Origin of the sequence: Proteus appendicitidis (genome assembly GCF_030271835.1) — a bacterium.
GTDB lineage: Bacteria > Pseudomonadota > Gammaproteobacteria > Enterobacterales > Enterobacteriaceae > Proteus > Proteus appendicitidis.
Genome location: NZ_CP127389.1, coordinates 3,656,843 through 3,678,339 on the forward strand (window position 1 = coordinate 3,656,843; position 21,497 = coordinate 3,678,339).

Consider the following 21,497-nt stretch of genomic DNA (forward strand, 5'->3'; position numbering starts at 1 on the left):
TACTAAATTTCACTTATTATCAAAAAATGAAATAGATAAAGCCACCGTCTTTATATTAAAGAAGGTGGCTTATTAACCAATAAAAGTAATTAAAGGCTGGCTTTTAATGCTTGCTCTAAATCGGCAAGAATGTCATCGATATGTTCAATACCAATAGATAAACGAATTAAATCGCGTGAAACGCCTGCACGCTCTAACTCTTCATCATTTAATTGGCGATGTGTGGTTGATGCGGGATGACATGCTAATGATTTTGCATCACCAATATTCACGAGGCGAACAATAAGTTGCAATGCATCGATAAATTTTGCACCCGCTTCAGCGCCCCCTTTAATACCAAAAGAGAGAATACCCGCAGGTTTACCTGACATATAACGTACCGCTAAAGCATGCTCAGGATGATTGCTTAATCCCGCATATTTAACCCATGCAACTTGAGGATGATTTTGCAGATATTCTGCTACTTTCTGTGCATTTTCAGTGTGGCGATCCATACGCAACGCCAGCGTTTCTAGCCCTTGTAGAATTAAAAAAGCATTAAATGGTGATAATGCAGCACCAGTTCCACGCAACGGTGCAACACGACATCTTGCTATATAAGCAGCCACACCAAAGTGCTCAACATAATTTACTCCATGATAAGAAACATCAGGTGTATTTAATATTTCAAAACGATCTTTATGCTCGGCCCAAGGGAACTTACCAGAATCCACAACAATGCCGCCAATCGAATTACCGTGACCACCAATATATTTAGTTAAAGAGTGGATAATAATATCTGCGCCATGTTCAAAAGGACGACATAAATAAGGTGTTGCAACCGTATTATCAACAATCAAAGGCACACCATGGCGATGAGCAACATCAGCTAATGCTTGAATATCGACAATATTTCCGCTTGGGTTGGTGATAGTTTCACAAAATACCGCTTTTGTTTTGTCATCAATTAACGCTTCAAGAGCCGCAATATCATCATGGGGAGCAAAACGTGCTTCAATACCAATACGCGGAAACGTGTGTGCCATTAAGTTATAAGTACCGCCATAAAGCTTAGCGACGGAAACGATATTATCACCTACTTGCGCAATAGTTTGAATTGCATAAGTAATAGCAGCCATACCCGATGCGACGGCAACAGAGGCTATTCCCCCTTCTAATGCCGCAACCCTTTTTTCTAATACGTCATTGGTTGGGTTCATTATGCGGGTATAGATATTGCCGGGTACTTTTAAGTCAAAGAGATCGGCACCATGTTGCGTATCATCAAATGCATAAGATGTGGTTTGGTAAATAGGTACAGCTACTGCTTTTGTAGTTGGATCAGGTGAATAACCGGCGTGAACAGAAAGTGTCTCAAGTTTCATAGCAATCCCTTTTTGTTGCATTTGTTCTTATCGTATTACTTATATTTTAAATAACTTAAATCAAAGTAAGCATTCTTAGTATATAAGCCATATAAATAAGCGTATATCGCCTCTGTCGTATAGTGAAAAAATTTCAACTTAGATTAATACGACTAAAGTACCATACCGTTAATAATTCAAAACGCCGCTTTTCACTGTCATATTTGAGTTAAGAGTCTTGCTTTTCCCACTATTTTATCGTTTTAAGTACTTTTATCTTTTTTTGACGAGTCGCTAACCAGCAAATTAAAGAGCCACCCGTCACCATCATTACACCCTGCCAAAATGAGAAAGAAAGCGCGGTAGACAATAATATTGATGAAAATGCAGTAGAAATAACGGGAGTAAAATAAGAAAGTGTAGCTAATAAGGTCACATTACCTCTGATCATGCCAATGGTCCAAGCCGCATTTGCAAGCCCTATAGCAGCCCCCGTTATTAATAATAGCGTGATACTTTTTGTATTAACGATCCACTCTACGGGTGTTGAAAAAAGATATTGTCCCCACAATGCAAGTGACGTTAATAAAAAGAAAGGCACAATGCCGTTATTCCCGCCAGACATAAGGCGAGTTAAATTACTATAAAACGCCCATAAAATGGCACCTGAAAACGCCAATATATAGCTTAATGGGTTGCTTTGAATATTCTTCCATAAACCGTCAATTGTCAGCGGGTTATCGCCACTAACAACCCAGACCAATCCACTAAATGCACATAATAATCCGGCAATCAGTAAAATAGAGAATCGCTGCTTATTAAGTATGACGGCAAGCGCCAGCGTGAAACTAGGCCATAAATAATTCACCATTCCCAGTTCTATGGCTTGTGTTCTGTCTGTTGCAAATCCCAAAGCCAAAGATAAACAGATTTCATAAGTAACAAATAATAGCCCTCCCCAAAAAAGATAGCGTTTAGGAAAGCGTGATAACTTAGGTACGCCTAAAATTAAAATAAGAAAGAGTGTACCTGCGGTATAAATCAGTGCGGCACCACCTACGGCACCAAAATACTCACTAATATTACGAATTAAACCAACAATAGTGCTCCAAAGTAGAATGGCAACAATGCCATATAATGTCCCTTTTGATGAGCTAGATATCATTTTTTTGCCTTCGGGTTCAAGATCCTGTCATTAGAGCCGATATTAAAACAGAATCAATGTAATTGCTTTAATTACTGTCATACAAAAAATAAAAAGGAAACAGGAACAACGAAACATTTTGTTACAATTTATATTGAAAATAAAATATATTGATCCACTCCCATTGGTTGTAAAAAAAGGAAGAATAATTCTAAATTGTAAAATTATGACATCTAATTTCAAAAAAAAATGAATTAATATTATTTCTATTTTTTTTATAAAAAAACAACTTTAAATATTTTATTTCTGTAAAAAGACATTCTATATCGTTTTTTTCCCCATAATACGTGTAAATTTTTGTTTCACCATGTAAACATTTTTATCATAAAATATATATTATGAAACATAATGTTATACGTATAAACACCATATCTATTTTAGAAGTTCTTTATCGGACTAGAAAAAACACAATAAATATCAATTGGATAAATTCAAATTTGACATACATTATCCAAACTTATGTATCTTCCTATTTCTTAACATTGATTCTCACCTATAGTTAACAGATTATCAGTAGTTTTTAACTATCAAACCCCTAAAAAATGATCGTTTTAAACGATTTCTATAATTTTTCTGGCACATCTATAATTTTCGTAAATTTGACTTAAGTGAAATATTTATTTTATTTCTATTTAATTAAAACTTGATCTATCTACTCTTATTTTAATAAGTGTATTAATAATTCTATTTACGCCCCTCAAACATATTTTAATCACTGTTTCTTCATTTATATATAAATGATAAGCAGAGTTAAATATAGCTTAGTTTATTAAGCTAAAAATAAAGATATATATTGAAAATATAGGAACAATGAATGAAAAAGTTATTATTATCTGCAATTATTACTTCAACAATGGCAGTCATGGCTGCACCTGCATTAGCAGCGACTACCACCACTGTAAATGGCGGTTCTGTTAACTTCGAAGGTTCTGTTGTTAATGCGGCTTGTGGTGTTGATAGTAGTTCATCAAACCAAACCGTTCGCTTAGGTCAATTCCGTGTTGCTGAATTCGCAGCAAAAGGTGATGAGACAGGCCGTATTCCTTTTAGTATCAAATTAAATAACTGTGATACTACAGTATCAACTAATGCTGCAATTACCTTCAACGGTACAGCTTCAAGTGGTGATGCAAATGCGTTTGCATTACAAGGTGCTGATGCGGCAGAAAATGTTGCCTTAAAAATCACAGATTCTACAAGTGCAATTGTTGCGCCAAACCAAGCTTCTACAACTCAAAAACTGATTGATGGTGAAAACAAATTAAATTACAACGCCTCCCTTATTTCAACTGAAGATGCGGTTAAGGCAGGTAGCGCAAACGTCACCACAAACTTTATGGTGACTTACTCTTAATTGCTTTATGACTTTTGATTGATGTCTTATTGCCAAGGACGGCATATTTTCCTATCAAAATATTATTGCGATATCTTTATTACTTGATAATTATTATTATGAAAAAGACACTTATTTTCCTTATTGCATTTTTATTTCCATTATTTTCTTATTCTAATGGTGTTTCATTAGGTGCAACACGTATTGTTTATAATTCCAATATTAAACAAACGAATCTTGTGGTAACGAATTCAGATAAAGAAAATAGTTTTTTAATTCAATCTTGGGTTTCAGATATCGAAGGAAATAAAACTGCTGACTTTATCGTTACACCGCCTTTATATATTATTGATGCCAATAAAGAAAATGCATTAAGAATTATGTATGTCGGTAAAGCATTACCAAAAGATAAAGAAAGTTTATTTTGGATGAATGTAAAAGTAATACCTTCATTACAAGAAGGGCTTGAGAAAGAAAATACCATGCAAATTGCGATACAAAGCCGAATTAAATTGTTTTATCGACCAAGTATTTTACCGGCTTATAGTGAAAAATTTGCTAATGAAATTAAGTTTTCATATCAAAATGGTGAGCTTATTGCCACTAATCCAACGCCTTATTATATTACGATGGTAAATCTAGCTGTGGCTGGTAGTCAGCTTCCATCAAGCATCATGATCAATCCTTTATCTCAATTAACATTGGGAAAAATAAATAGAAATGAAAATACAATTTCATTCCAAACAATTAATGATTACGGCGCACAAACCCCAGTATTAAAAAAAGAAATTACTCATTAATAATTACATCTGCTTTTAGCTTGTTGGTTAAAAATCATGGTTAATAAAAATACAGTTTGTTTTCTTTTTTCTGGCATCATTACGATTTCATTAATATTGCCATTTCCTTCATATAGTGCAAACCGATTTAATCCTGCATTTTTATCTGACTCACCTGAAGCAGTCACTGATCTAAGCTATTTTGAAGCAGGAAACAGTATTAAACCTGGTGATTATCATCTTGATATTATTTTTAATAATGAATATCTACGAAATGAAAGCATTCATTTTATTAGCGATAATAAAAATGTGATCCCTTGTTTAAATAAAGCTTTTTTAGCGTCACTCGGGATTAACGTTAAGTTAATCACTGACTTCGATTTGAAATCAGAAAAAGAATGTATTGATATTTCAGATTCTATTCCTGATACCAGCGTTAATTATGATATTGAAAAACAAGCATTAAAGATCCAAGTTCCTCAAGCCGCATTAAACCTTCAAGCACGAGGTTATATTCCACCTGAAAAATGGGATAACGGAATTACCGCAGGCTTATTGAATTACAGTTTTAGTGGTGCCAATAACTGGGGAAATTCTCATAATAATAGCTATTACCTTAATCTACGTAGTGGGATCAATATTGGCGCTTGGCGATTGAGAGATTATTCCACATGGAATTCATCAAATGGAAAGCATCAGTGGGATCATATCAATACCTATCTTCAAAGAAATATTGTGTCATTAAGAAGTCAGTTAAAAGTTGGCGATAGTTATACTTCATCAACCTTATTCGACAGCGTTAATTTCCGCGGTATTTCTTTAGAAAGCGATGACACCATGTTGCCAGATAGCCAACGTGGATTTGCACCTGTTGTAAGAGGTATTGCAAGCAGCAATGCCAAAGTTGTTATTCGACAAAATGGCTATGTTATTTATCAGACTTTTGTCTCTCCGGGTGCATTTGAAATTCGCGATCTCTATCCCACTTCAAATAGTGGTGATTTATATGTCTCGGTTGAAGAGAACGATGGAAGTAAGCACGACTATATTGTGCCTTATTCTGCTGTGCCTATTTTACAACGAGAAGGTCAAAAAAAGTTTGTTATTCAAGCGGGTGAAGTTCGCCAAGATAGACAAGATAAAAAACCACACTTTATCCAAGGTCATCTTATTTATGGTCTACCTTATGACAGTACCGCTTACGGTGGTGCATTAATTACCTCTGATTATCAATCTTATGCATTAGGTGCAGGTCAGAATATGGGAACGTTAGGTGCATTCTCAACGGATATCACCTTTGCCCATAGCAAATTACCCGATAATTCGACTTCCGAAGGCTACTCCCTACGCTTTCTCTATGCAAAATCATTAAACCAATTTGGAACAAATTTCCAATTATTAGGATATCGCTACTCCACTTCGGGTTTTTATACGCTAGATGAAACATTGAATACTCGAATGTCAGGCTATCTCTATGAAAATAATAAAGAAGAGCCATTACGCTATTTTAATTTAAACAATAGAAAAAAAGGCAGTCTTCAAGTGAATTTATCACAACAACTTGGAGATTATGGTTCTGTTTTTATGACAACAAATTGGCAAAATTATTGGGAAACCAATGAAAAAAATGTGCTGTTTCAAGCTGGCTATAACGGCAATGTAAAAGGTCTTTCTTACAATATTATTTATGGATACAACCGCATGATGAATAGCGGTCAGCGCGATCAAACGCTCTCTTTGGGTATTTCAATTCCATTGCAATTATTAATGCCTTCAAGCTATCAATCCGTAAATAGTGCTTATCTCACTTATAACTATAGTCATAATGATAATGGTTATTCAGCACATAATGCGGGTGTAGCAGGTACCTTATTTGAAGATAACACGCTTAATTACAGTGTTCAGCAAGGCTATAGCAATCAAGGCGGAAGTTATACGGGTAACGCGGCATTAGGTTATCAAAGTCGCTATGGCAACCTTAACGTGGGGTATAACTATCATAAAGAGACTCAACAACTAAATTATAGCGTTGCAGGGGGAATGTTACTTCACAGCGAAGGTTTAACGTTAAGTCAGCCTTTAAGCTCCAATGCTATTCTTGTTGATGCTCGCAAAACCGCAGACGTTCCCATCGATAATGCAACTGGGATTTATACCGACTGGCGTGGGTTTGCCGTTATTCCTTATGCAACCGCTTATCGCCAAAATAAAGTTGCGCTTGATACCACAGCACTTCCTGATAATGTCGAAATTGAACAGAATATTCAGCAAGTTATTCCAACTCAAGGCGCTGTTATCAAAGTCAATTTTGAGGCTAAAACTGGATATCGTCTACTGCTAACACTGCAACGACAAGGGCGTCCGCTGCCTTTTGGTGCCATTGCATCTGACAAGCAAAATCACCTCTCCGGCATTATTGGTGACGATGGCTTACTTTACCTTTCAGGTGTACCAAAGTCTGGCGTATTAGATATTCGCTGGGGAAATAACACATCTGAACATTGCCAAGTTAATTATACATTACCTGAAAATGAACATGATGAACCTTTTGTAAAAATGACACAGGAGTGCCAATAATGCATAAATTCACGCTTATTTTGGCTCTACCACTCCTTTTTATCACTAAAGGGTATGCCTATGACACCTTAGTGCAAGTGCATGCACGAGTGACAGGCAACACCTGTACCGTTGAGACAAACTCAGAAAATATTACCGTGAAACTTGGCGACATTGCGACAAAAGACTTCACATCAACAGCGATGAGTCAACAACGAACACCGATTATTCCTTTTAGTATCAAATTAGTGGATTGTCAGCCTGAAGCCAGTGCAGTAAAAGTCAGTTTTAAGGGGACAAATGACCTGACTGATAATGCTTTATTGGCGATTAATAATGATGGCGCAAAAGGTGTCGCCATTTCAATTATGGATAAATCAGGAACATCAATTCCTATTAATGATAAAAGCCAATCTTATCCCCTGTTACCTAATCAAGATAATACCCTGCAATTTTACGCTCGCTATGTCGCCACACAGGTGCCAGTCAGTGCAGGGCAAGCCAATGCAACCACCACATTTTTATTGGAGTACCAATAATGAAACGTACTTTATTCCCCCTTACATTACTGGTTTCCCTTATTTGTCTTCCTACAGAAATGGCATGGGCAGTGGCAGATCCTCTTGTCGTATCACCACCTCCAATGAATTTTGATGGCGCTGCAGATGGTACACCCGCGGGCACGCCCATTACCTCAACATGGATAGGTGAAACTTCCGTCCATAATGGCTTTAAATGTGAAAATAAGTTCTTACAAAAATGTTGGGTAGAAACACTGTATGCCAATGCGTTAGGCTCCAAAATTAGTGGTATTTACTATTACGAAGGGGGAAATCGTTATCCAGTTTATTCACTGCCTGGCGTCAAAGGCATTGGCTATGCTTTTGGTCTAAAAGATAACAATGACAGTGTTTCTTATGTGCCAATTGACGTTGATAATGGTTCTGGTGCAACCATTATTTATCCAGCAGCAGGCTCTACTGTTAACCATAATGTTGACCGCGTTTCGTTAAAAGGCAAAGTCGTGTTTGTTGTCACAGATGAACACTTAGAAACGGGTATTTATAATATTCCTTATACCGTTATCGCAAATACTTGGTCTGAATATGGTGGTGGGCATAAAGGTAATAACACCTCTCTCGTTGCGATTAACCCAGTAACAATCACCATTAAAGCCAGAGGTTGTACGGTCAGTACGAAAAATCTTACCTATGAATTAGGCGATATCTCAATGCGAGATATGGCAACCATTGGTTCAACGTCAAAAACACAAAGTAAGCCCCTTTCTGTCACTTGTGATACCAACGTTCACCTATATGCCAGCATGACCGATCAATCTACCTATTCTAATAATACAGATGTACTCACATTGACATCAGACTCTGACGCTTCAGGTATTGGGATCCAATTTCTTTTTAATGATGATCCAACCCCTGTTGTTTATGGACCTGATATCAGTGCTACCGGGCAACCGAATCAACGTTTACTTCATATAACAACATCTAATAACGAAAACTACACATTAAACCTGTCAACTCGTTATATCACGACTGGAACACTAAAACCTGGTAAAGCAAACGGGTTAGCCAGTCTGACTTTTTCTTATCAATAATGATTTGAATTTTTAAGGCTGATTAAATGATTGATAACAGCAAAACTATTAATTTTCGTATAGGGCAACGAATACGTCATTTACGAAAGAAATTAAAATACTCAGGAACCCTTTTTGCTCAAGAGTTAGGCATAAGCCAACAGCAACTTTCTCGCTATGAACGAGGAACAAATAGGATAAGTATTGAGTTTATTTATCTGATTTCTGAAAAATTTGATGTTCATATTAGTTATTTTCTACAGAGCAATTATTTAATTAATATTGAACAACAACGTAAAACTCAAGAAAAAAATAGCCGACTTATTGCTGAATGTTGTATAAAAAAATAATACAAGCCACTCTTATTTTCTTTAATTATCTTTTGGCTTACACAATCTCTCTCATTTATTTTTATTGTTCACTTAATGGAAACCGCATACTCTTTTCGACAGAAAAAAAGCCACCTTTATCAAGGTGGCTTTTTGGCAATAAGCAGATGCGATTAGCGTCCTGCTTTTAATTTTTGGTAATAGCTTTCGTACAATACTGTTGCATCACCCACATCATTTTGCCATTCACCTTTATTAATAATCTCTTCTGTTGGGTAAAGAGAATTATCTTTAGTGATAACATTTGGCAGTAGTTTTTGCGCTGCAAGGTTCGGTGTTGGGTAACCAATATTTTCAGCCACTTTTGCTGCGACCTCTGGGCGTAATAAGAAGTCGATAAGTTTATGAGCGCCTTCAACATTCTTGGCATTAGCAGGAATAGCTAAGCTATCCATCCAGAAAATGCCTCCCTCTTTTGGCCACACCATTTCAATAGGTGCGCCAGCATCACGAGCAATAAATGCAGAGCCATTCCAAATCATCCCTAAATTAACTTCCCCTTGCATATAAGGGTTAGCAGGGTTATCTGAATTGAATGCTAATACGTTTGGCATCAGCTTTTGTAGCTCTTTATAGGCTTCTTCAATCTCTTTAGGATCGGTTGTATTGCCCGAATAGCCTAATTTCAATAATGCCATTTGGAAAACTTCACGGGCATCATCGGTTAATAACAAGCTATCTTTATATTCAGGTTTCCATAAATCTGCCCATGAAGTAATGCTACTCACATCAACTTCATCGCTATTAATACCAATAGCCGTCGCTCCCCAAATATAAGGGATAGAATAATCGTTTTCTGGGTCGAATGATTTATGTAATAAGCTAGGATCGAGATTACCAAAATTGGTTAATTTTGATTTATCGATTTTTTGTAGCATGCCTTCATGGCTCATTTTAGAAATAAAATAAGTAGAAGGAACCACCAAGTCATAAGCACCATCTTTGTAGGTCTTTAACTTGGTATACATGCTTTCATTGGATTCATAGGTGGAATAGATCACCTTAATCCCAGTTTCTTTCGTAAACTGTTCAAGCAGACCAGGCGGCACATACTCCGTCCAGTTGTAGAAATATAATGTCTTACCATCATCAGCCGAGGCTGTGCCGATACTTAATGCCATTACGCTGGCAGCAAGTACTGAGGACCACTTTTTCATTTATGTTTCCTTCAGTGGTTGATGCGTTAATATCAAATAGGCAGCGAGCCTACCTCCAACAGATTGGTCTTCAAGACCCCAAAAAAGTGCGAGAAACTCGCACTAATGCATGTTTACGCTTTGCCAGTCCTGTCTCTTAAGATCAACTGGCTAATTAATACTAATACTAAAGATAGACCTAAAAGGATAGTTGCAAGCGCATTCACTTCTGGCGAAACCCCTACTTTTACCATTGAGTAAATTTTCAGTGGTAAAATTTCATAACTTGGTCCCGTCACAAAAGAGGAAACAACAACGTCATCCATGGATAACGTAAAGCTTAATAACCAACCTGAAGCTACTGCTGGCATTGCCAGAGGCATAATGATTTTACGTAAAATAGTAAATTCGCCAGCTCCTAAATCTTTAGCAGCTTCCAACATTTTTACATCAAATCCACTTAATCGTGAATACACAGTCACCACAACAAAAGGCAGACAAAATGTAATATGTGAAAATAGCAGCGACCAAAATCCTAATGAAACACCGAGGATCATAAACAGGACAAGTAACGAAATCGCCATCACAATATCCGGCGACATCATCACAACAAACAGCATTCCACCCACAAATTTTTTGCCACGAAAGCGGTAGCGATAAAGCGCAACTGCCGCTAAGGAGCCAATTAATGTCGCAAATGTCGCAGAAGTAACCGCCATTGTTAATGAATGCCCAGCCGCTTGAAGCAGGCTGTCATTATTAAATAAAATAGCGTACCAATCTGTGGTAAAACCTTTCCAATTAATCCCGAAACGCGATGAGTTAAAAGAGTTAACTATCAGAATGATGATCGGGATATAAAGATACGCGTAAATAATGGACATAAATCCACCACGCAATAACCGTCCTATCATTCTATTTCTACCTTCTTATGCAGTAGCTTCACGGCTCGGTAATACACAAACAGCATGAGTCCCATCACCAATGTTAAACAAATACTGGTGGCTGCACCAAAAGGCCAGTCACGAATATTTAAGAATTGGCTCTTAATTACGTTACCAATTAATAAGTTTTTCGCGCCACCCATTAGATCAGCAACAAAGAATAAGCCCATCGCAGGTAACATCACGAGTAAACAACCCGCAATAATGCCCGGCATTGTTAATGGAATAATAATACGAATAAAGGTTTGAAATTTATTAGCACCTAAATCGCGCGCTGCCTCTAAACAAGGTTTATCTAACTTTTCAATGCTGGAATATAACGGTAATACCATGAAAGGTAATAAAATATAAACCAGTCCCAGCACTACAGCTTCTGGGGTATAAATAATTCTGAGTGGCTTATCTATAAGTCCAATCCACAACAGGAATTCGTTAAAATAACCTTTCGTACTTAGGAATATTTTTAATCCATAAATACGAATAAGCGAGTTTGTCCAAAAAGGTACAATCAATAAAAACAACATTAATGGCTGTATTTTCTTAGGCATTTTTGCAAGGAAATAAGCAAAGGGATAACCTAATAATAAACAAGCTAATGTTGCAACCACCGCCATATGAATAGAATGCAGTAACACTTCTGCATACATAGGATCAAATAAGCGATAGTAGTTATCGAGTGTAAAGACCATCTCGACAAGGTTGGCATCATCACGCGTTAAAAAACTGGTCGCAATGATCATGATATTCGGCAAGAAGACGAACACCATCAACCAACCCACAACACCAGTAATAACGATGTTTTGAAATAGTTTACGTGTTTTCTTCATCTGCCAGCACGACCTCCCAGCTTTCAACCCAAGTTACTGCAATTTTTTGGTCTAACGAGTGATCAACATCCGGATCATCTTCATTAAAGAATTCGCTGACCATGACCACCTTGCCATTTTCCATTTCAACAACAGAATCTAGCGTCATGCCTTTATAGTTACGTTCACGAACATAACCAATTAGCCCAGGAAGGTTTTCAAGATCGTGAATTTCTTCAACACGGAGATCTTCTGGTCGAAGTAATACTTTGAGTTGCTGGTTTTGTGTCACAGGTAATGTGGTATAAATATCACATTCATGACCTTCAACATCGGCACGAATACGCGTTTCATCAATACGATGGAGCACCCGCGCATCAAAGATATTAATTTCACCTATAAATTGCGCAACAAATAGATTTGTTGGCTCCTCATAAATTTCACGCGGAGTACCATCTTGCTCAATACGCCCTTCACGCATCACCACGATCCGGTCTGACATGGTCAGCGCCTCTTCTTGGTCATGAGTCACGAAAATAAAGGTGATCCCTAATTTACGTTGTAAGGCTTTTAATTCATTTTGCATCTGTTTACGTAGTTTGTAATCCAGTGCAGATAATGATTCATCAAGCAATAAGACCTTTGGTTTATTCACAACAGCACGCGCAATCGCGACACGTTGTTGTTGTCCACCAGAAAGGTGTGCAGGACGCCGTTGTGCGAAATCTTCAAGTTGCACCATACGCAAGGCTTCTTCAACGCGAATATTAATCTCATCAGCAGGCGTTTTTTGCATGCGAAGACCAAATGCGACGTTTTCAAAAACAGTCATATGTGGGAAAAGCGCGTAACTTTGAAAAACCGTATTTACAAAACGTTGTTCCGCTGGGATATCCGTAATATCTTGCCCATCAAGGATAATTTGCCCATCGTCAACGTCTTCTAAACCCGCGATTAAACGCAAAACCGTCGTCTTACCACAGCCCGAAGGACCGAGGATGGTTAAAAACTCGCCATGGTTGATAGTGAGATCGAGGCGGGAAATAATTTGTTTTCCGTCGAAACCTTTACTTAAGGATTTTAATTCGACAACTGGTGTCAGAGATGTTTTCTCAGTCATTTAAGGTAATACTCTATCCCGAAGAATAATGCAGATAGAACCGCCACTGGAAAAGACTGTGTGAGCTGCCGGAGCATTATGCTCCACAGAAGCCCAAAACCAGCGACGCCGTATGTATAGTACAAGCGGAAAATGATAAACGCAGTGGCGTGAAATTGAAAGCAAAAAGGTGCATAAACAATGAAAAACTATTCATATTTAAGTTTTTCATCATAAACCATGCCCTTTAGGGTTTAAGCTAAAAACACAATAAAATCAAAATGCTATTAATTTATATAAATCGTAAAAATCGATTAAGTTTATAATTAAATAAATTTTCTCTTAGAAGTTGTCTAATCGCCTTATTTTCCTATAAAAACTTATTAGCTCGTTTATTTGCAACGCTATTTTATGGTCGTTGTTTATACAAAAAAAGTGAGCTAAATTACGCTTCTTTTTATACTTTTATCTTATGATGATGATAAAAACTTTATATTTCATATAGATGAAATTTGGATAACACCTCCTAGCCTTTAGAAGGTGTTAAAGGAATTAATACTATTGTGTTTAATGACGTTTTATTAATTTTTTTAAATATAAAATTGCGTTATTCACATTCGGTAAAGGGCCAATTTTGTCATTTAACAGTGGGAATGTGCCTGTTCTAATTAATAAGTCACGCATTTGTATCGGCGTTAACACACTGTTTGTACGGTCTTTATACCAAGATTGGATCACAGCAGCAGCTCCCGCAACTAAAGCACTGGCTGACGATGTTCCACTAAAATTAGCAGTATAAGTATGGTTATCATCACTTCGAAACAGGTCACCATAACCTGCGGTTGCAACATCCTCTCCCCATGCTTGTACATGAATAGGTGAACCATGCGTTGAGAAAGGTAATCGATTTAATGTATAAGGCGAACCAGCACCAACACGTATTGAGTTATTATCATGGCGCTGTCGATAACTTTCATAAGCAGGTAAATCTAGATCTACCCCTCCATTACCTGCTGCCATAATCACAATGATCCCAGCATCTGTTAATGCACGAGTTGCTTCCCAAATGTGCATTTCATAATCCGCAGGTACATAAGCTTGATGTTCACAAATTGTCTGCATTTCATATAAAACAATATCACCAGCATGTAATATGCGTTTACTCGCAATAATCGCGTCAATACGCCCACAAGTTAATTCAGAGATGGCATAAAACATATCTAATTTATAAGCGAGTCCAGTGATCCCTTTACCATCATTTTTTCCCATAATTAACCCTGCAACTGCTGTACCATGATCTGCCTGACTGGTTTTTTCATTAAATGGTAATAATGACGTAATATTATCTGTTGATAAATCATGATGAGAAAGATTGAAATCCCATTCAATATCAGCAACTTGTATTCCTTGCCCGTATGCTTCTTGCTTCCATGCTTCACAGATCCCTAGCCCTTTAATTTTATTAATATTCACCATTTTTTCTGGCGTATTTAAGTATTGCTGATATTGAGTAAAATCAGGCGTAATGTTAGGAGGTTCAATAGGCTGTATCGGCACTGTTTGTACATATTCAATATCAGGGTGTTGTTCTAATATTTTAATTACTTCTTCTAAAGAATAATGTTTATTCTCTGGTAAATTAAGATAATAATATTTATTTAGATCATTAAAGTTTATTGAAATAGAATCAATATAACTTCTGGGCGGTAATGGATGAACAGATGATATTACCGGAACTAAAGGTATATTAGTTAAAAAGGAATGGTGCATTTCATGGGAAGTAGAAAATGACAATTTTTTATTATCATAATTAAGATTATTTAATTTTATAAGGATCTTTCTTTTAATGTTCATATTCAATGCTCCTCTTTTTATTTTTTCGCTTTATAGCGCGAAATCTTGAGCAGTGACTATTTCCATTTTTAATAGAGATAATACAAATAGGCTATTTTATAAAAACAAATATCAAGCCTATATTCTAAAAAATAGACTTAATATTATTTGAATGATGTTTGGCGTAGTTTTCCACAACAATCGCATATAACGATATCATCAGTGATAACAACCTCTGTTTTTATCGGTTCAGGATGATATTTAAAATAATTCTAACATCAGATCCACCATGCGTTAGTCATTCTCTATGCTATAATGCGCCCTCATTTTCTACCCTCATAAAAAAAACAAGGGTAGCAACGCCTAAATAGACGAAAGAATTACAGCATGTCAGAAAATACAGAACTCAATAAACCAACAGAAAATCATCATGTTATTAGCCATTCAAATATATATAATTTGAACCGTTTCTCTGTTGCGCCGATGCTCGATTGGACTGATCGCCATTGTCGTTATTTCTTTCGTCAGCTCAGTAAAAATACCCTGCTTTATACTGAAATGGTCACAACAGGTGCCATCATTCATGGTAAAGGTGACTATCTAAAATACAGTGAAGAAGAACATCCCGTCTCTTTGCAGTTAGGTGGAAGTGATCCCCAAGCTTTAGCGCAATGTGCAAAATTGGCACAAGAGCGTGGCTATGATGAAATTAATTTAAATGTGGGATGCCCTTCAGATCGCGTACAAAATGGGCGCTTTGGTGCTTGTTTAATGGGAGATGCACAACTCGTTGCCGATTGTGTAAAAGCCATGCGTGATGTCGTTGATATTCCTGTTACGGTAAAAACGCGTATTGGTATTGACGAGCTGGATAGCTACGAATTTCTATGTGATTTTATTGATACCGTCAGCCGTGATAATAACTGTGATACCTTTATTATTCATGCCCGTAAAGCATGGTTATCAGGCTTAAGCCCGAAAGAAAACCGTGAAGTGCCTCCTTTAGATTATCCTCGTGTTTATCAATTAAAACGTGATTTTCCACATCTCACGATGGCAATTAATGGGGGGATTAAATCGCTAGAAGAAGCTAAAGAGCACTTAAAATATATGGATGGTGTGATGGTGGGTCGTGAGGCTTATCAAAATCCGTCAATTTTAACGCATGTTGATCATGAACTTTTTGACAATCAGCTACCCATTGCTGATGCAGTCAGTGCAGTAAAAGCAATGTATCCTTATATCGAAAAAGAACTCTCTCAGGGTACTTATTTAGGTCATGTTACGCGTCATATGTTGGGGATTTTCCAAGGTATCCCTGGTGCTCGACAATGGCGACGTCATTTAAGCGAAAACGCCCATAAACAGGGCGCTGATTTATCTGTTTTAGAAAATGCACTTAAATTTGTGACTGAAAAATAATTAAGTAATAAATACTCAAAACCTATTTAATTTATTTTAAATAGGTTTTAGATTTTAAAAATAACAATTAAGGAATAAGTAAGCTTGATCCTTGAGATTGTCTACTTTCAAGGTAACGATGTGCCTCTTTCGCATCTGCTAAAGCAAATTTCTGATTATCTGGCACACTTACATCAATTTTACCGCTACCAATTAACGTAAATAGCGCTTCACTTGCGGCATCTAGCTCTTCACGCGTTGTGATATAACCCGAAATAGATGGGCGCGTCACATACAGAGAACCTTTTTTATTGAGAATACCTAAATCAACACCCGTTACGGCACCTGATGCATTGCCAAAACTCACCATTAAGCCACGGCGTTGCAAGCAGTCTAACGAATCTAACCACGTTGCTTTACCAACAGAATCGTAAACAACAGGCACTTTTTGATTATTAGTTAGCGCCAACACACGTTCCACAATCGACTCAGTCTGGTAATTAATCACTTCCCATGCACCTGCGGTTTTTGCTTTGGCAACTTTTTCATCGCTGCCTGCTGTACCAATCATTTTCGCACCAATGGCTTTCGCCCATTGGCTTGCAATTAAACCAACGCCACCAGCAGCCGCATGGAATAAGAAGGTTTCACCCGCTTGTAATTTATAGGTTTCATTGAAGAGATAATAAACTGTTAATCCTTTTAAGAAAGAGGCGGCAGCTTGTTCAAAAGAGATATTATCAGGCAGACGTGCCACTTTATTTTCTGGTACATTATGCGTATCGCTATAAGCCCCTAATGGAGATTGTGCATAAACAACTCTGTCCCCTTCTTTTAGTGAAGTCACTTTAGCGCCTGTTTTGATAATAATGCCCGCAGCTTCAGTGCCTAATCCACTTGGGAATTGGCTTACAGGATATAACCCGCTACGTACATAAGTATCAATATAGTTAATACCAATTGCCTTATTGGCAACTTGAACTTCATGATCGCCAAGAGGAGCGGGTGTAAATGTTGCAAACTCAAGAACATCTACATCGCCATGAGTTGCAAATTGAATACGATTAGCCATTACTATCTCCTTTGTAGGATGAGAGATTAAATAAACGAGCGCAAAAAGACCTTCAGAGATAATGACAAAGGATAGCTATTTCTACAAGGCACAGATAATTGGGTTAGCGTATACTAATACGCTGACTGACACTTTTTCGATTTTATGCAGGATTTATGGCCAGAAACAAGACCACTGACAAGCTGATGTCTGATATTAAAGACCGACAAATGGAGGGATTAAAGCTACCTCCCCATTCGCTGGAAGCAGAGCAGTCCGTGTTAGGCGGTCTGATGATAGATAATGAACGTTGGGATAATGTTTCTGAACGCGTCACCGCTGAAGATTTTTATAGCCGACCTCATCGTACTATTTTCTCGCAAATGCAACGTTTGTTGGAATTAGGCAAGCCTATCGATCTTATTACGCTATCCGAAGCATTAGAACAAAATGCGGAGTTAGACAGTGTAGGAGGTTTTGCTTATTTAGCCGAACTTTCAAAAAATACGCCAAGTGCGGCGAACATCAACGCTTATGCGGATATCGTCCGAGAGCGTGCGGTTGTTCGCGATATGATAAAAGTTGCCAACGAAATTGCAGATGCAGGTTTTGATCCTCAAGGACGCACCAGTGAAGATCTACTCGACTTTGCTGAATCAAGAGTGTTCCAAATTGCTGAAACAAGAGCCAATAAAGATGAAGGCCCTAAAGCAATAGACGCTATTTTAGAAGAGACGGTTGAAAAGATAGAACAGCTCTATCAAAAACCTCATGATGGTGTCACAGGGGTTTCCAGTGGTTATCAAGATCTAGATAAAAAAACCGCAGGATTACAAAAGTCAGATTTAATTATTGTTGCTGCACGTCCTTCTATGGGTAAAACCACATTTGCCATGAACTTATGTGAAAATGCGGCAATGACGGAAGAAAAACCCGTCCTTATCTTCAGTTTAGAGATGCCCGGCAACCAAATCATGATGCGTATGTTGGCATCATTATCTCGTGTCGATCAGACAAGAATTCGTACAGGGCAGCTTGATGATGAGGATTGGGCGCGTATTTCAAGCACCATGGGTATTTTGCTTGAAAAGCGCAATATGTACATCGATGACTCATCGGGTTTAACACCAACAGAAGTTCGCTCTCGCGCTCGCCGTATTTATCGTGAACATGGCGGTTTAAGCCTTATCATGATTGACTACTTGCAGCTAATGAGAGTACCTTCATTATCTGAAAATAGAACATTAGAAATTGCTGAAATTTCTCGTTCTTTAAAAGCGTTAGCTAAAGAATTACAAGTTCCTGTGGTTGCTTTATCACAGTTAAACCGTAGTTTGGAACAACGTGCTGATAAACGCCCTGTTAACTCCGACTTACGTGAATCAGGCTCTATTGAGCAAGATGCTGACCTTATCATGTTTATTTATCGTGATGAGGTTTACCACGAAAGTAGTGATTTAAAAGGGGTTGCAGAAATCATCATCGGTAAACAACGTAACGGCCCAATTGGTACAGTCAGGCTGACCTTTAACGGTCAATGGTCACGTTTTGATAACTATGCTGGTCCTGCTTACGATGATGAATAATCACTAACCTTGACTTAATGAAAGGAAGTATTGGAATAATATGAAAGCGGCAACCGCAGTGATAGATCGCCGCGCTCTGCGTCACAATTTTCAGCATGTGAGAGACTATGCCCCACATAGCCACCTGATAGCTGTCGTGAAAGCAAACGCTTATGGTCATGGGTTATTAGAAACAGCATATACCTTAATGGACAATGCTGATTGTTTTGGTGTTGCGCGTATTGGTGAAGCATTAACCTTACGAAGTGGGGGAATTGTAAAACCCATTCTTCTGTTAGAGGGCTTTTTTGATGTCGCTGACCTACCTATTTTAGTCGTCAACCACATTGAAACGGTTGTTCATAGCCAAGAGCAATTAGAAGCATTAGAACAGGCAAACTTAGATGAACCGGTCAAAGTATGGATGAAAATTGATACGGGGATGCACCGTTTAGGAGTGCGGCCTGAAGATGCACAAGCCTTCTATTTACGACTTTCTGCCTGCAAAAATGTACAACAACCTGTCAATATTGTAAGCCATTTTAGTCGCGCTGATGAGCCAGATGTTCCTGAAGTAACACAAAAACAAATCTCACTATTTCAAGATTTTATTCAAGATAAAGCCGGTGATAAATCTATCGCCGCTTCTGCTGGTATTTTATTTTGGCCTCAAGTCCATTATCAGTGGGTTCGCCCCGGTATTATTACTTATGGTATCTCTCCCACTGGTGATGAAAGAACGGGTAAAGATTTTGGCTTAACTCCTGCAATGACACTGAAAACAAGCCTGATTGCCGTTCGTAAACATAAAGCGGGTGAGCCTGTTGGTTATGGTGGTACATGGGTAAGTGAAAAAGACACTTATCTTGGTGTGATCGCGATTGGTTATGGCGATGGTTATCCTCGTAGCGCACCTTCAGGTACGCCTGTGTGGATCAATGGTCGAAAAGTGCCTATTGTTGGTCGAGTTTCAATGGATATGATAAGCGTCGATTTGGGGACAGAACTGGTTGATAGTGTTGGTGATGAAGCAATTTTATGGGGAGATATATTGCCCGTAGAAGAAATTGCCAAATATAGTGGTATTAGCGCCTATGAGTTGATTACGAAATTAACCTCGCGCGTCATCATGGAATACCTAGACGAACAATAATACAGACGATATTGTATCCCTATGACACACTAAAAGTGATTGGAGAAGAAGCCGTGTTTCAACAGGTTGAAGCGTTTCCGGGAGATCCGATTCTCTCATTGATGGATGTTTATAACAAAGACCCACGTCAGGATAAAATTAATTTAAGCATTGGTCTTTATTATGACGAAGAAGGCAAGACCCCTATTTTAGGAACAGTTTCCGTTGCACGTCAGCAACTTAATGCCATGACTCCTACCGCAACACTTTATTTACCAATGGAAGGGCTGGCACCTTATCGCAGCGAAATTCAAGATCTCCTTTTCGGTGCAGATAATCCTCTCATTGCAGAAAAGAAAATTGCCACAATCCAAACATTAGGTGGATCAGGGGCATTAAAAGTGGGTGCTGATTTTCTGCATCGCTATTTCCCAGGATCAGAAGTGTGGATAAGTGATCCAACTTGGGATAACCATGCCTCTATTTTTGCTGGCTCTGGTTTCAAGGTGAATTACTACCCTTACTTTGATCCTGAAACCAAAGGCGTAAAATTTGAAGCGCTACTCGATTGCTTTAAAAATCTGCCTGAAAAAAGCATCGTATTGATGCACCCATGTTGCCACAATCCAACAGGCTCTGATCTGACTAAAGATCAATGGGATCAAGTCACTGAAGTATTAAAAGCTCGCCAAGCAATTCCATTCTTAGATATTGCTTATCAAGGCTTTGCTGAAAATTTAGATGAAGATGCTTACGCTATTCGTACTATGGCAAAAGCAGGATTACCGATACTTATCAGTAACTCTTTTTCAAAAATATTTGGGATCTACGGTGAACGTGCTGGTGGTCTATCGATTGTTTGTGATAATGCCACTGAATGCGAAAATGTATTAGGCCAGTTAAAAGCGGGTGTACGTCGTATCTATTCAAGCCCTGCAAATTATGGTGCGCAAATTGTCAATAGAGTGCTATCAGACCAAGTTTTAACGGCACAATGGCAAAAAGAAGTCGCGCATATGCGTGATCGCATTAAAGAAATGCGCGTTACTTTAGTCGAAGCTTTAAAAATTGCCCTGCCTGAAAAGAATTTTGATCATCTATTAACTCAACGCGGTATGTTCAGCTATACCGGTTTTACACAAGCACAAGTTGATAGATTACGTGACGAATTTGGTATTTATCTTGTCGGTACTGGCCGTGTTTGTATGGCGGGTGTTAATACAGGTAATGTTCAGCGTATTGCACAAGCTTTTGCGGCTGTAAGTATTTAAGCCAATCAACACAATTTCACGATAAAAAAATACCTGCCTATTTTCATAAGCAGGTATTTCTTTT

General features: G+C 37.9%; 19 protein-coding genes. 10 read left to right on the plus strand and 9 right to left on the minus strand.

What is annotated here, in order from left to right:
• Positions 1-89 precede the first annotated feature (89 nt).
• Together QQS39_RS16740 and yddG are read right to left on the minus strand one after the other, a co-directional pair.
• Positions 90-1,364, minus strand: a complete 1,275-nt coding sequence (locus QQS39_RS16740) for a bifunctional O-acetylhomoserine aminocarboxypropyltransferase/cysteine synthase (protein WP_285804997.1) — start codon at positions 1,362-1,364, stop codon at positions 90-92.
• 229 nt (positions 1,365-1,593) lie between these two features.
• On the minus strand, positions 1,594-2,508 hold the full coding sequence (yddG, locus tag QQS39_RS16745; protein ID WP_285804998.1) for an aromatic amino acid DMT transporter YddG: 915 nt from the start codon (positions 2,506-2,508) through the stop codon (positions 1,594-1,596).
• 853 nt (positions 2,509-3,361) lie between these two features.
• Here yddG and QQS39_RS16750 point away from each other — a divergent pair.
• The 6 genes from QQS39_RS16750 (at position 3,362) to QQS39_RS16775 (ending at position 9,156) form a co-directional block, all read left to right on the plus strand.
• On the plus strand, positions 3,362-3,901 hold the full coding sequence (locus QQS39_RS16750) for a fimbrial protein (RefSeq protein ID WP_151436235.1): 540 nt from the start codon (positions 3,362-3,364) through the stop codon (positions 3,899-3,901).
• 98 nt (positions 3,902-3,999) lie between these two features.
• Entirely contained in the window at positions 4,000-4,680 is a 681-nt protein-coding gene (locus QQS39_RS16755; protein WP_151436236.1) for a fimbrial biogenesis chaperone, read from the plus strand.
• 36 nt (positions 4,681-4,716) lie between these two features.
• The gene (locus QQS39_RS16760) at positions 4,717-7,236 is read left to right on the plus strand and encodes a fimbria/pilus outer membrane usher protein (RefSeq protein WP_285804999.1); all 2,520 of its coding nucleotides are present in this window, start codon (positions 4,717-4,719) and stop codon (positions 7,234-7,236) included.
• Positions 7,236-7,754 carry a fimbrial protein gene (locus QQS39_RS16765; protein WP_285805000.1) on the plus strand — a complete coding sequence of 173 codons (519 nt, stop codon included), beginning with the start codon at positions 7,236-7,238 and terminating at the stop codon, positions 7,752-7,754. The genes QQS39_RS16760 and QQS39_RS16765 overlap by 1 nt, the downstream gene beginning before the upstream one ends.
• The gene (locus QQS39_RS16770) at positions 7,754-8,827 is read left to right on the plus strand and encodes a fimbrial protein (RefSeq protein ID WP_285805001.1); all 1,074 of its coding nucleotides are present in this window, start codon (positions 7,754-7,756) and stop codon (positions 8,825-8,827) included. The genes QQS39_RS16765 and QQS39_RS16770 overlap by 1 nt, the downstream gene beginning before the upstream one ends.
• A gap of 26 nt (positions 8,828-8,853) precedes the next feature.
• A complete protein-coding gene (locus QQS39_RS16775; RefSeq protein ID WP_151436240.1) occupies positions 8,854-9,156 on the plus strand; it encodes a helix-turn-helix domain-containing protein in 303 nt (100 codons plus the stop codon).
• Between the two features lie 152 nt (positions 9,157-9,308).
• On the opposite strand, the gene potD is transcribed toward QQS39_RS16775, so the two are convergent.
• From potD to QQS39_RS18750, 6 genes are all read right to left on the minus strand, one after another.
• Complete coding sequence (potD, locus tag QQS39_RS16780) at positions 9,309-10,352, minus strand: spermidine/putrescine ABC transporter substrate-binding protein PotD (RefSeq protein ID WP_151436241.1); 1,044 nt, start codon at positions 10,350-10,352, stop codon at positions 9,309-9,311.
• A 113-nt stretch (positions 10,353-10,465) separates the two neighbouring features.
• A complete protein-coding gene (potC, locus tag QQS39_RS16785; RefSeq protein ID WP_036934543.1) occupies positions 10,466-11,245 on the minus strand; it encodes a spermidine/putrescine ABC transporter permease PotC in 780 nt (259 codons plus the stop codon).
• A complete protein-coding gene (gene potB, locus QQS39_RS16790; protein ID WP_151436242.1) occupies positions 11,242-12,102 on the minus strand; it encodes a spermidine/putrescine ABC transporter permease PotB in 861 nt (286 codons plus the stop codon). The genes potC and potB overlap by 4 nt, the downstream gene beginning before the upstream one ends.
• Positions 12,086-13,201, minus strand: coding sequence for a spermidine/putrescine ABC transporter ATP-binding protein PotA (potA, locus tag QQS39_RS16795; RefSeq protein WP_098941766.1), 1,116 nt, complete (start codon positions 13,199-13,201; stop codon positions 12,086-12,088). The genes potB and potA overlap by 17 nt, the downstream gene beginning before the upstream one ends.
• Positions 13,202-13,747: 546 nt before the next feature.
• Entirely contained in the window at positions 13,748-15,034 is a 1,287-nt protein-coding gene (locus QQS39_RS16800) for a S8 family peptidase (protein ID WP_196736508.1), read from the minus strand.
• Positions 15,035-15,177: 143 nt separating this feature from the next.
• Complete coding sequence (locus tag QQS39_RS18750) at positions 15,178-15,258, minus strand: hypothetical protein (protein WP_432711558.1); 81 nt, start codon at positions 15,256-15,258, stop codon at positions 15,178-15,180.
• 238 nt (positions 15,259-15,496) lie between these two features.
• On the opposite strand from QQS39_RS18750, the gene dusA reads away from it, so the two are divergent.
• Positions 15,497-16,435 (plus strand): tRNA dihydrouridine(20/20a) synthase DusA, encoded by a 939-nt coding sequence (gene dusA, locus QQS39_RS16805; RefSeq protein ID WP_432711559.1) that lies wholly within the window; start codon positions 15,497-15,499, stop codon positions 16,433-16,435.
• 67 nt (positions 16,436-16,502) lie between these two features.
• On the opposite strand, the gene QQS39_RS16810 is transcribed toward dusA, so the two are convergent.
• Positions 16,503-17,486, minus strand: a complete 984-nt coding sequence (locus QQS39_RS16810) for a quinone oxidoreductase (RefSeq protein ID WP_285805003.1) — start codon at positions 17,484-17,486, stop codon at positions 16,503-16,505.
• A gap of 155 nt (positions 17,487-17,641) precedes the next feature.
• Between QQS39_RS16810 and dnaB the strand changes: the two genes are divergently transcribed.
• The 3 genes from dnaB to QQS39_RS16825 are packed head-to-tail and all read left to right on the plus strand — an operon-like array spanning position 17,642 to position 21,433.
• On the plus strand, positions 17,642-19,051 hold the full coding sequence (gene dnaB / locus QQS39_RS16815) for a replicative DNA helicase (protein ID WP_023583065.1): 1,410 nt from the start codon (positions 17,642-17,644) through the stop codon (positions 19,049-19,051).
• 40 nt (positions 19,052-19,091) lie between these two features.
• Positions 19,092-20,183: an alanine racemase gene (gene alr / locus QQS39_RS16820; protein ID WP_285805004.1), complete on the plus strand. Its 1,092-nt coding sequence runs from the start codon at positions 19,092-19,094 to the stop codon at positions 20,181-20,183.
• A 53-nt stretch (positions 20,184-20,236) separates the two neighbouring features.
• Entirely contained in the window at positions 20,237-21,433 is a 1,197-nt protein-coding gene (locus QQS39_RS16825; RefSeq protein ID WP_151436247.1) for an amino acid aminotransferase, read from the plus strand.
• The last annotated feature ends 64 nt before the right edge of the window (positions 21,434-21,497 follow it).